Origin of the sequence: Streptococcus vicugnae, assembly GCF_016461705.1 — a bacterium.
GTDB lineage: Bacteria > Bacillota > Bacilli > Lactobacillales > Streptococcaceae > Streptococcus > Streptococcus vicugnae.
The window spans coordinates 295,457-308,510 of the sequence record NZ_JAEMHW010000002.1 but is presented as its reverse complement, the minus strand read 5'-3'; the positions used below and the strand labels follow the sequence as shown (position 1 = coordinate 308,510).

The 13,054-nt window shown below is 38.7% G+C and carries 10 protein-coding genes and 1 pseudogene; all 11 read left to right on the top strand.

Annotation, left to right across the window (positions count from 1 at the left end; translation table 11 throughout):
- The first annotated feature begins 2 nt into the window (after positions 1 to 2).
- The 11 genes and pseudogenes from JG537_RS05025 (at position 3) to lepB (ending at position 13,031) form a co-directional block, all read left to right on the top strand.
- Positions 3 to 377: a DUF6096 family protein gene (locus tag JG537_RS05025; RefSeq protein ID WP_199544095.1), complete on the top strand. Its 375-nt coding sequence runs from the start codon at positions 3 to 5 to the stop codon at positions 375 to 377.
- Positions 378 to 436: 59 nt separating this feature from the next.
- On the top strand, positions 437 to 769 hold the full coding sequence (locus tag JG537_RS05020; RefSeq protein ID WP_199544093.1) for a hypothetical protein: 333 nt from the start codon (positions 437 to 439) through the stop codon (positions 767 to 769).
- 21 nt (positions 770 to 790) lie between these two features.
- Positions 791 to 4,156, top strand: a complete 3,366-nt coding sequence (locus JG537_RS05015) for a hypothetical protein (protein WP_199544091.1) — start codon at positions 791 to 793, stop codon at positions 4,154 to 4,156.
- Positions 4,157 to 4,164: 8 nt separating this feature from the next.
- Positions 4,165 to 4,515: a DUF6711 family protein gene (locus JG537_RS05010; RefSeq protein ID WP_132868864.1), complete on the top strand. Its 351-nt coding sequence runs from the start codon at positions 4,165 to 4,167 to the stop codon at positions 4,513 to 4,515.
- A 3-nt stretch (positions 4,516 to 4,518) separates the two neighbouring features.
- Positions 4,519 to 9,732: a phage head spike fiber domain-containing protein gene (locus tag JG537_RS05005; RefSeq protein WP_199544089.1), complete on the top strand. Its 5,214-nt coding sequence runs from the start codon at positions 4,519 to 4,521 to the stop codon at positions 9,730 to 9,732.
- Between the two features lie 9 nt (positions 9,733 to 9,741).
- Entirely contained in the window at positions 9,742 to 9,915 is a 174-nt protein-coding gene (locus JG537_RS05000) for a hypothetical protein (RefSeq protein ID WP_199544083.1), read from the top strand.
- A 2-nt stretch (positions 9,916 to 9,917) separates the two neighbouring features.
- Positions 9,918 to 10,241, top strand: a complete 324-nt coding sequence (locus JG537_RS04995; RefSeq protein ID WP_199544082.1) for a hypothetical protein — start codon at positions 9,918 to 9,920, stop codon at positions 10,239 to 10,241.
- A 21-nt stretch (positions 10,242 to 10,262) separates the two neighbouring features.
- A complete protein-coding gene (locus JG537_RS04990) occupies positions 10,263 to 10,763 on the top strand; it encodes a phage holin family protein (RefSeq protein WP_199544081.1) in 501 nt (166 codons plus the stop codon).
- Positions 10,726 to 10,971 (top strand): phage holin, encoded by a 246-nt coding sequence (locus tag JG537_RS04985; protein WP_425507473.1) that lies wholly within the window; start codon positions 10,726 to 10,728, stop codon positions 10,969 to 10,971. The genes JG537_RS04990 and JG537_RS04985 overlap by 38 nt, the downstream gene beginning before the upstream one ends.
- Positions 10,958 to 11,551, top strand: a pseudogene (locus JG537_RS09795) (GH25 family lysozyme); the annotation flags it as partial. The gene JG537_RS04985 and the pseudogene JG537_RS09795, both read left to right, overlap by 14 nt.
- A 922-nt stretch (positions 11,552 to 12,473) precedes the next feature.
- A complete protein-coding gene (lepB, locus tag JG537_RS04975) occupies positions 12,474 to 13,031 on the top strand; it encodes a signal peptidase I (protein WP_199544068.1) in 558 nt (185 codons plus the stop codon).
- Positions 13,032 to 13,054: the final 23 nt, after the last annotated feature.

Below are 13,054 nucleotides of genomic sequence, written 5' to 3'. Positions count from 1 at the left end.
AAATGTCATTACCATACGCAATTTGGAAAATCGGCGAAGTTGAACACAAATTACGTTTAACAACACGTCAAGCAGTAGCAGTCGAAGAAAAACTTGGTGTCAATCTTCTTAAGGTATTCATGCCACGCCAAGATGAAGATTTCCCATTACCACCACTTAAAGTGATGTTGGTGGTTATTCACGGAGCGTTGCAAAAATTTGAACACGGTGTCACACTTGATGATGTTTATGACATGCATGACGATTATGTTGACGCAGGTGGTGACCAAACTTCTTTATTGACAGATGTTATTATCCCACTTTTTGAAAATTCGGGTTTTATGCCACGTCAGAAAGAAACAACGGACGACCAAACGACACTAACTACAGTGAAGTAGAAGTAACGACGTCTGTTGAAATCATTTCTGCTAAGGATTATATCAATGGACTGTATCCTATGTTTTTGGACATCAAGGGCAGTCCTTTTGATTTTTGGGAGTACACAGTTGCTGAAATCATTGATTTAATTAATAGCTATAATCGTGTCTATACACAAAAACGAAAAGAACAGATTATAAACAACTATCAATTATCGCAAATGATTGCTAATCACGTTTCTTGCTTACTATCTTCGGAATCTAAACTGTTAGAGGTCTGGGAATATGCACCAGATTTATTTGATAAAGAGCGTGAACAAATCGAGGAAGAACGCAGACAACGTGATTTATTAATGCACAAAGAACGCATGCGTGCGTTTGCAACACAGTTTAATGAACGTTTTAAAAATTAATTGAGGAAAGGGGGCGCAAGTATGAGTATGACTTTAGAAGAGCTTCAAGTCGTTATTGATGCGAAAATTTCACCATTCAAGCAAAAGATGAAAGAACTTGAAAATCAAGTGAAGGCATCAGATAGCAAAGTTCAAAACAGTACGTCTAGTATCAAAGCTGCATTTTCTAAAATTGGAAAGATTGCTGCATTTTCATATCTTGGTAAAAAAATGTTTGATCTTGGTGTTACTTCAACACAAACAGCGTTAGAAGTAGTTGCTTCAGTCAATCAAATCAAGCGCCAAATGGGCGAAAGTTCGCAAGCATTCCTAAAATGGATTGAAACCAATGCTAACGCAATGAATATGTCTGTATCTGACGCGACACAATACGCATCAATTTACGGAAACTTATTTGCTGGTTTTATTAAGGATTCTGATAAGCTAAGTGCCTATACAGGTAAAATGCTTCAAACGTCAGCTGTCATTGCTGAAGGGACTGGTCGAAGCATTACAGACGTTATGGAACGCATTCGTTCTGGTTTGCTTGGTAATACTGAAGCCATTGAAGATTTAGGTATTAATGTTAACGTTGCCATGATTGAATCAACAGAAGCGTTTAAAAAATACGCTGGCGATTCGTCTTGGCAACAATTGGACTACAACACGCAACAACAAATCCGATTAATGGCGATTTTGGAACAAGCAACGGCGAAATATGGTAATACACTTTCCAATTCTGTAAATAGTCGTGTTAGTCTTTTTAAATCGCTTTTAAAAGATACAGCGTTTAATCTTGGTAGTGCGTTATTACCAATTCTTAATGCTGTTATGCCAGTTTTGAACTCCTTAGCAATGGCGTTAAAAAATGCAACGGCTAAATTGGCTGAGTTTGTTAGCTTAATGTTTAACAAGAAAGCGACCGTTAAAAATAGTGCGCTTGAGTCCATGGCTGATAGTTTAGGTGGCGTGGTCAATAACGCTAACGACGCAGGTAATGCAGTCGGTGATATTGCTGATGATTTAGATGATGCGGCTGATTCATCAGATGATGTAGCTGATAATTTAAATAATACGGCTAAAAGTGCTAAAAAAGCTGTTAAAGAGCTGTTAGGTTTAGCATCTTTCGACGAAATCAACAGTTTATCATCAAACAAAGATTCTGATGATTCGTCATCACCTAAAACAACAACACCTAAATCTAAAAAAGGTTCTGGTGGTGATGGTGGTAGTGGTGGAAGTGACATTCTGCCTGAAGTGGCGCTTGAAGACCTAGACAATAACTTTAAGAGTATTTTTGATGGTTGGGACAAGACGTTAAAACCTCTTTTAGACTATCTTTCAAAATTAAAAGATTTGTTCAAAGATGGTTTTGATGTTTCATTTAGGTCTGATAGTCTTGAACGTTTCAAGGAAGCTTTAAAAGGCATTTGGCAGTCACTGAAAGATATTTTTGAGGACGGAACAGTATTAGCAGCAGCTGCGAAATTTGGTGAAAAATTAGCTTTTGCTTTAGGGCAAATAACAGGAGCTATAGCTAATGTCATCATGGGAATTGCGGTATTTATCGCTGAAAGCCTTAATAAATCCCTCAATGAAACCAAATTTGACATAAAAGGTTGGTTAATAAGACAATTCGAAATATCTGGTGACTTAGTAGCACACATCGGAAACATTGCACAAGCGCTTGGACAAATCTTTTATGACACTATCACAAGCACGCCTGCTACTGATATTGGTAGCCATATTATTTCAGCGTTTACATACGCAGGAATGGGCATAGCAGAGTTATACACTAAGTCTTTACGTGATATGTTTGGTGCTGTTGATACTATCTTGACTGAAAACCAAGACAAGATTACTCGTAATTTAACAGGTCTACTTTCAGCGGCTGAACCAGCTTTTGCCTCGCTAAAAGATTTAGTTAAAAATACTATGTCTGCTATCAATGCGACCTATGACGAACATATCAAACCATTTGTTGATTCTTTGGCAAGTGGTTGGTCAGAAATCGTAGGAACGTTCTTAAACAGCTGGAATACTTATATCCAACCAGTGCTTGACAACATTGGACAAGGTTTCTCTGATTTAATGTCTAACCACATTCAACCAATGATTGAAAAAGCATTAGATTATTTCGGAGATATTATAGATGATTTAAAAGTTATCTGGGAAAATGTTTTACAACCGTTCTTCAATTGGCTAGCAGAGTGGATAGTTCCAATATTAGCACCTGCTATTCAATATTTGGCAGATGTTTTCTTTGATGTTTGGGGTAAGATTGCTGATATTATTGGTGGAGTTATTGATATTCTTCAAGGTATCAATGATTTTCTTAAAGGTGTCTTTACTGGTGATTGGTCGTTGGCATGGGATGGTATCAAGCAAATCTTCTCTGGTTTCTCTACCATTCTAGAATCTCTTGTCATGATGTTATGGAATGCCCTTATTGGACTCTTCAAAGCAGCGTGGAATACAATTGTAGCCGTTGTACAAGCAGGCTGGGACGGTATTGTCAAAATATTTACTCCAATCGGCAAATGGTTTGGCGAGCGTTGGAACGACATTGTAAAAGCCTTTACTGGCGCTGGTCAATGGTTTACTAAGAAATTCCAAGAAGCGTGGGATGGACTGACTAAAATTTTCCAATCTATAGGTAAGTGGTTTACTGATAGATACAATGATGTTACTAAAGCATTTTCAAATGTTGGTAATTGGTTTAGACAAAACTTTAACACTGCCTATTCTAACGTTCAAAACGTCTTTACTGGCATTGGTAATTGGTTTAAATCACGTTATCATGATGTTACTAATGCTTTTTCTAGTATTGGTTCATGGTTCGGAAATACCTTCAGGGGTGCTTGGTCAAATGTAACGTCTGCTTTTAGTGGTGTCGCTAATTTCTTTAGAGGAATTTATAACACTATCAGAAGTTCATTTACTAATATTGGGACTGCTATTGGTTCGGCTGTTTCTGGCGCTTTCCGCTCAGCAATGAACGCAGCTTTTAGCACGGTTGAAAATGTCGTCAATTCGTTCATAGGCATGATTAATGGTGTTATTGGTGTTATTAATAAAATCCCTGGTGTTAGTCTTGGGCGCATTGGTCGTGTTTATATTCCTAAACTTGCTCGTGGTGGTATTGTTGACAGTCCAACACTTGCTATGATTGGTGAAGCAGGTAAAGAAGCGGTCGTACCACTTGAAAATACTGGTTTTCTTCAAACTATGGGACGTGTCGTCAGCACAGCAGTCGTTAACGCTCTGGGGTCAGGCAATCAACAGTCAGGCTTTTCAGGTGACGGCGACATCATTATTCAAATTGGTGGTAGTGAATTTGGAAGAATTGCTATTAAGGAAATCAACAAAGAACAACAACGAGCAGGTCAAATACTGCTTAAGATTTAGGAGGTTCAATGAGCAATTTAATTATAAATGGCGTTTCAGTAGTACCGCCTAAAAGTTTTCAAGTTGGTGTACAAGACGTTGACGGCGAAACTGGTCGAAACGCAAACGGCGATATGGTCAGAGACAGAATAACCACTAAACGCAAACTAGAAATCGAGTGGGGAATGTTAACACAGTCAGAATGCAGTGCGATACTTAATGCAGTATCGGCTGTATTTTTTAGTGTGAGCTATCCAGACCCTATTTCGGGACAATCAACACGGACATTTTATGTTGGTGATAGAACGGCGCCAGCTTATTCATTTACTAACAAATTTAAGCCGTGGAGTGGTTTAAAATTCAATCTAATAGAAAGGTAATTTATGGTAACTTTTAACGAAGCAATGCTATCAAATGACCGTACTTTGGCTATTAGAGTAGGTGATTTCACATCAGAAAATATCAAGAGTGCTAATTTCAAGTATGGCTATATTACTGGTGATGACTTTACACCTGGCGGAACATATGCTGGTACGGCTTCGATATTGTTTACTAGCATTGTCGAATCATTCAAAAAACTAGATGTTGTTTATCCAGAAATTGGTTTGTTAGTCGGCAGTAAAGTCGAATGGGTCAAAATGGGGAAATATTACATTGATGATATTAAGATTGACCGAAACGCCAACACTACTGAAATTGAGCTTATGGACGAAATGTTTAAGCTCAATGAAAGTTTTAAAACCGATTTAAAATACCCAGCGCAAATCCGTGATGTTATTTTAGAAATCGCCACTAAGACTGGTGTTACACTTGCTAGTGATAATTTTGGAACAACAGCTATTCAGCAACACGTTGACGAGCCGACAGGTGATAAGCTCACTTATAGAGATGTTCTTAGTCAAGCAAGCCAATTGCTTGGCTTTTCTTGTTTCTTTAATCGTAATGGTGAATTGGAAGTAAGAGGACTGACTGAATCTGGTATTACAATCACTGCTGATAATTATTTTTTACATGGTCTTGAAAAAAGCGAAGTTGAGTATCAAATCGCGGGTATCACTTGCGAAACTAAGGATGATGAAGTTTTGACAGTTGGCTTGCAGACTGGTAGGTCACTTGAAATTGAAAACCCATTAGCAACACAAGATACGTTAAACTCGCTCTATTATACTTTGAAAGACATTGTTTATTATCCATACGATTTGAGTTATCAAGGCCATTTAAAGTTAGACGTTGGTCAGTGGGTGACTATCAAGACTAACAAAAACGAAGTCTTTAAAGTACCAGTGCTTTATCAATCATTTAGTTTTAGTGGTGGGTTAACAAGTACGATTAGTGCTGATAGCGTAGCTGGAAATGACGCACAGTATACTTATGGCAGTTTCGTTACTAAAAAAATCGACCAAAAATCAACACGAATTCAAGCAGAAGTGCAACAACAATTAAAATATGCTGATGAAGAATTTAAAAAAGTCAGCAACGAGATGTTGCAACAATCACTTGAATATCAAAACAGTGTTAGAAATGAACTCGCCACCTCAAAAGCGGAAATTGAAACGCAGATTGACACAGCTAAAACACAGGCAGAATCAAACGCAAAAGCCTATGCTGATGAAATCAACCAAGCCACTGCAGAAGTCGCAGAACAAGCGAACACGACTGCTAACAGCCTGAAATCTGACTTAGCCAAAGTCAAGACTGATTTAACCACAGTCACTAATACTGCTAACAGCGCTAAAACGTCAGCGAGTGAAGCCAAACAACAACTCACCGCAGTAGCTAATGACTTGTCTAAAGCTAAAACAGACTTGCAAAGTGCTGTTAACGCTGTTGACACGAAAGCTACGAATTTGCAAAGTGATTTAACCAAAGCTAAGCAGGATTTAACCAGTCAAGCTAGCCAGTTGACTGCACAAGCAAGCGCACAGTCTGAATTAACCAAACGTGTAAGTAGTGTTGAAGAAACCGCTAACGGTACGAAGACGACTGTTAGCGAGTTAAGCAAGACAGTAGATAGTAATACTAAAAATATTGCAAGTGTTACTGCCAGAACTAAAACGGTTGAGGATGATTTAGCAGGTACGAAAACAACGCTATCGCAAGTTAAAACGACTGCTGAAACTGCTAGCAAGAAAACAGCTACTTTAGAAACTGGTTTGAATGGACTTAATGCGAAGTTTGAAAACTTGCAAATTGGTACTAAGAACATTCTGCGAAACACGTCAACGATTCCGTTAGGCAATACCGACAGTTACAATCGTGGTACTTGGCAAACTTTATCTGGCGGTAATGGTACCGTTGAAGTCTTTGATGTTGATGACGCACCACGACCAGAAATCACTAAAGCTATCCGTATTGTTGGTAATACCAACGGCGGTAACAAAGATATAGGTCAACGTACGATACCAGTTGATTTTGGTGAACAGTACACAGTTTCTTGCTGGGCTCGTGTTTCGTCACAATCTGACACTGATTCAGTTACTTTATTAATGCGTTGCTGGACGACAAGCGCAACGAACAGAGAGCTTAAAACAGCTATCACGAATACAGAGTGGAAACGTTACACGTTAACGTTTACGACCGAATCAACAAATAACCACTCGTTACAATTCGGTCAATCTGGTGGTGGTGTCATTGAAATTTGTGGTATGCAACTTGAAAAAGGCAATATCGTTTCTGATTATTCAGAGAACGATTGGAACTTATCACAAAAAGTTGCAGAATATAAGCAGACTGCAGACCAAAACTATGCTAGCTTACAGTCTAATCTCCAAACATTAGACGGCACAGTCAAATCAAACAAAGCAACTGCAGACCAAACCGCAGAGGGCTTTAAGACACGTATTGAATCGCTTGAAACGTACAAGAATGGTGAATCGACACGAGCTAACCAATACTTCGAAAGTGCTAAGACTGAAACAGCACGTCAATTGACTGCGGAGCGTACAGCGATTGCTAAAGATTACGTTGCTAAATCAACGTACACTGAAGATGTGACTGGGATTCGCAATGACTTAACAGCAACTACAGCAACCGCCGACACTACTAAGACTAATCTTGCTAACTATCAAGCTAGCAACGATAAGGCAGTAGCTAACTTGCAATCTAGCTTGCAAACTACGAACGGAAATGTGAGCAGTCTGCAGACAAAAGTTGAAGCAGTGCCTGGTCAGATTAGTAGTGCTGTTAGTGCGGTTGAGGGAAAGATACCGACAAGTGTTGGAGCTCGTAACTATATTAGAAATTATGGTTTAACGGCTACTGGTTGGACTCAAAACACAAGCGGTTGGTCTTTTGAAATAATAAAAGACAATACAGCCAAAAGCGGTCAGTATTTAAAAGCAACTTGCACTAAAGCAGGCGGTGGCGGTTTTTACAAAAACTTGTTTGATTTCTCTGACGGTCGCTTTTTTGGTAAGCAGATGACGTGGGCAATGGATGTCAAAATGTCAAAAGTCCGAAAAATCAAAGTTGGTCCTGAATGGGGCAACGCTGCGAAAGCGATTAATGTAACGACAGAATGGCAACGCTATAGCAATACTTTTACGGTAGCAACGACTAGCACTTATAAGCAATGGATAGTTTATGGGAATGGCGTTGATTTTGAAGTTGGCGATATTGTTTGTATTCGTGACGTACAGCTTGAAGATGGAAGTATTGCTACTAGCCCAGTACCTGCTATTGAGGATACCGAAGCAGACATCACTAAACTAAACACTACTCTCACTCAAACCGCAAACGGTCTTGAACAGCTTAGCACGCAAGTAACGTCACAAGGAAACACAATTACATCACATACTAACTCGATTAATTCGTTGACTACTGGTCTAAGCGCTAAAGTTTCGCAGACAGATTTCAATACGCTGTCTGGTCGTGTGACGACTGCTGAAAACAACATTACAGCTAAAGCTAACGAGTTAAGCAGTAAGATTAGTAGCGTTGAGGGTCAAATACCTACAACCGCTGGTGGGCGGAACTACGCTCTTAAAACTGGTGATTCTAAGTCGTCAACTGGTGGTAAGCTGTATGACTTATCAAGTGCGTTCGATGATATAGCTGATAACGCAACGCTTATCATCGAGTTTGACTGGAGCGTGACTGCACCGACAAGCACGTCTAAGTTCCGAATTAATCGAGTGATTACGTACTCTGACGGCACAGCTAATCAGTGGGACAATACGATTTTGTTAAACAATACGTCTAGCGACCTTAGCACGTCAAGCGGTTCAGGTCACTATTCTGGTACGTTTAAGAAAATTAAATACAATGGCACAGCGGTGTCATCACGCTACCTTAATTTGAATCAGACGACTACTAGTGGAACAGTTACGATTTCCAATTTAAGCATTCGTGTTGGCTCGCTTAAGAGCGACTGGCAACCAGCTCCAGAAGACTACGACAGCAAGTTAGCAAGTGCGCAGTCTGAAATCAAACAGACAACTGATTCAATCAAAGCTAGCGTGTCCGCGTTGGATAGTTCAACGGTTAAGAGTGCTAGCTTGACTATTAATGCAGACGGAATAGTCATGAAAGCTGGCAAGTCAACAACCGATGTTGCGAATGCGATTGGGGCTTATTTTGCTGTTAACCAAAACTCTATTAATCTGTTTTCTGACAAGATTAACGTAAAAGCGAATATGATTGTTGACGGTGCTATCACAAGCGCCAAAATAGCCAGCAAGTCGATTAATACGGCACATCTTAACGGTAAAATCATCACAGCTGATGTGATTTCAAGCAATGCGATTACAGCTGACGCAATCAAAGCAGGGGCTGTTACGACTGACAAAATGACAGCGAACAGTATCAATGGTGACCGTATAACGGCTGGCACGTTGGACGCTGCCAAAATCAAAGCAGGTAGTATTACAGCTAGTCAAATCGCAAGTGGCACGATTACAAGTGACCAGATAAAGGCTAATACAATTACCGCTGCGAATATCGCCACAGGTGCGATAACGACTGATAAGATAGCAGCAGGGGCAATCAATGCGGATAAAATAGCTGCTAATGCCATTGACGTTAGCAAATTAACTGGTAACACGGCAACTTTCATAACAAATGCGATTAATAACTCTACAAATAATACATTGACTATAACGAATGAATATATAAGTATAAGCTCAAAAAGTTCAACGTCCACCTATTCACCTACCATCCGTATCTCCCCCTCTATTATCCAGTTTTGGGGGAGTAAATCTTCTGGAACAGGAGCAACAGTGCAAGGAATGGGTAACTATACGTTAATCAAAAAACTCGCTGTAGGAGATACAAGGGGAAACTATCTAGACGATAGTATAACGATTCAAAAAAACTTATCAACTCGTTTTAATGGTCGACAACTCGATTATTCTGGAAATGGTTTAACGTTATCAAATTGGAGATATCTTAGTGATGATTCCGATAACCCTGACAATGATGTTTCTATTGCAATTAATGAATATAATACTAGTTCAGAAAAATACGCATACATGGCAGCAACAACTAGACGAACATCTATACCAAGTAGAACTTACAGCATACGTTTTAATTCAGGTGGAACAATTGACCTCTACGTAAGAAATATTTATTACTACGGGGTACTAGAGAAGAAAAAATAAGGAGCAAACATGGATAATCTTAATCAACAAATTCAATCAAAGCTCGCTTTAGAGATTGCGCAATTGTCACTTGACAAAGCAACTCTACAAGCACAACTTGAACAATTACAACAACAAAACGCAGAGCTTCAACAACAATTAGAAGAAGCAACTGCACCAGAAGAAACAAAAGAAGGAGAATAATTATGGCAGAATCAACTACAAACACAGTATTTGTTATCAAAAACGGTGACGGTCAATTTTTGGAATACCAAAACTACAGCGGACTTCGGACGTGGGTAAACGAATATTCAGACCGTTGTAATTTTGAATCACAAAACGCTGCAACGCTCTATTGTCGTAACTTGATTGCAGAAGCTGAAATCCACGGTGTTGACATGGAATTTGATGTCTATAAGCACAATAACACTGTGACTGATTTAGACGTCACTATTCCAGACCAACAACGTAAAAGTTACGGTTTGCCAGAAAAAGTTGTGGAAGAACAAGCTGACACGACAGAAGAATAGTGATGAGGTGGTTCTATTGAAGTGTTAACTCTTGCAGCAGTAATCACACAAGAAAAAGTGACCTATGTCAAACCAGAACCAGACGGACTCATGCACATTTTGCACATTATCGGCAATTTTTACGAAGACGGTATTGACGACCACTTAGCAGTATTTGCTTTGTTGGTCGTTATTGTCTTTGACATTTTGCTAGGTTTTAGCAGGGCATGGGCGCAACATAGCTATTCAAGCTCTAAGTTCCGCAAAGGTTTAGTCAGTCATGTGGCTATGTTCTTGATGACGGCTTTAGCTTATCCATTGTGCGTGTTTGCTGGTTTGGGTGTCGCTGTAGACGCTTTTATTATTTCTATGCTATTTGCTTACGGGTCAAGCGTTCTGGCTAACTTATCAGCTTTAGGCGTTCATATTCCATACATTGACAAATTCATCAGACAAAATATTGATACTGACAAATTTGACGTAGATAAAGCTGATTACACAAATAATGATAATGACGAGGAGAAAACAGATGAAACTAACTAACAAAACTTATGATTATTTAAAATGGGTGGTCGTGGTGCTTTTACCAGCACTAGGCACACTTATTGGGACAATCGGAACAGCGTTCAACTGGGAATACACACAGATTACACTTGTTATCGTGACGGCTGTTACGACATTTCTAGGTGCTTGTATCGGTATTTCCACAGCTAATTACAATAAAGTAGGTGGCGTTGATGAAGAAGAATGACTATTTTATTGACGTGTCAAGCTATCAATCGGCAGATTTAACAGCTATCTGTCAAGCCGCAGGCACACGCAAGACGATTATCAAGGTTAGCGAAGGTACTGGCTATCTTTCACCCAATCGTTTTACACAAGCAAGTACAAGTGAACCAATCGGATATTATCATTTTGCACGTTTTGGCGGTAACGTTAGTCAAGCTGTAGCGGAAGCAAACTATTTCCTGGCTAACTTGCCAACTAAAACACCTTATCTTGTATGTGACTATGAGGACAGCGCTAGTACGTCAAAACAAGCCAATACAGACGCTGTTTTGGCATTTATGGATAAATGTGCCAATGCAGGTTACAAGCCGATATACTACAGCTATAAGCCGTATACGCTTGCCAATGTTTACTATGAACAAATCATTACTAAATATCCAAACAGCTTATGGATTGCTGCTTATCCAAACTACAACGTGACTCCAACGCCTGTATGGTCAATATTCCCGTCTATGGACGGTATTCGCTGGTGGCAATTCACCAGTACAGGTATTGCTGGCGGATTAGACAAAAATGTAGTTTTACTTGATGACGATGACACAATTCAAAATAATTTTAAAGGAGAAGAAACAATGGATTTTCTATTTAATATCAAAGGCGACCCTCAATGGAACGAAGGTACACTTTATTTTTACAATGGGCACACAAACCAAATTCGAGCATTGGCTCATATTGACGAAATGAAAATCATCCAACAAATTTATAAAGACAACAACGGTCATGACATTCCGTCTTACACATGGACTAATCAAGCACCTTGGTACGCCCGCTTTTTCCGTGCGTTAAACCCAGATTCAACATCAGCTCAAATCCAAGAAGCTATCAAAGTTACCAAAGAGCAGGCTAAAGCAACTACTGAAGCTATTACTAAGGAAGTAAAAGCGGCTAAAGACGCACCTCAAAAAATTGAAGTCACAATTAAAAATGATTAAAACCACGCGCATTTGATATAATAGGATCATGAAACAAGACTTGAATCTTGGCTCGTGATGAGTTTATGGCTAGCTTTCTGCTAGCCTTTTTTTGTTGTCGTTGTAATAGACTTATTAGCAAATTGTGGTTACAACAGCAACATATTGAATGCTTATTTTTGGGGCATTTTTGGGGCATAAGTTTAAAACTTTTGTATTTTTATGCCTCAAACGCTCAGATGTTTCACCTGCATAAATGCTTATTTTACAGTGTTTTCTACTATTATACACGCACTAAAAACAGTACTATATTTCCCGCACTGTAAAATAATTGAATAATAAAAAAGCCTATCATATCAAGCTTTAACGCCTGTGTGATAGGGCTTTTTTATGTCAAAATGCTAGCAAGGGACACAAAAGGGGTGTAATTAACTCTTTTATAAAATTTTTGAATGTTATGCAAATTAGTTATGAAACTTTGTGTCAAAAGTCACATGGTTACTTTTTTTATATTGCGAAACATGGTATAATGGAATAAAGAATAGGAGAAATTATGGTTAAGCGCGATTTTATTCGAAATATTATTTTGGTCTTAATTGCTATTTTAGTGATATTCTTGTTGAGAATTTTTGTTTTTTCAACATTTAGAGTGCATGAAGATGCTGCTAATTCATACCTCTCTAACGGTGATGTTGTAGTTGTTAATCGTAATCGAGAACCCCGCTACAAAGATTTCATTGTTTACAAGAAAGATGGTATTTTTTATATCAGTCGTGTTATTGCAACAGCAGGGCAAAGTGCGACAGTAATGGATGATATTCTTTACGTCGATAATCAAGTTAAAGAAGAATCATACATTAGTAAAATTAAATCTGAATATTTGTCGACTTCTGATACGCAACAACCTTTTACCTCTGATTTTTCTGTTAACACTGTTTCTAATGGAAAATATGACAAGGTTCCAAAGGGAAGCTATCTAGTTTTAAATGATGATCGTCAGAATACAAATGATAGTCGTAGTTTTGGTCTAATTAAAGACAGTCAAATAAGAGGTGTTGTAACTTTTAAAGTTTTACCTCTTAATCAATTTGGATTTATTACAACAGAGTAGTTAAGCTACTCTGTTTTTGCTTT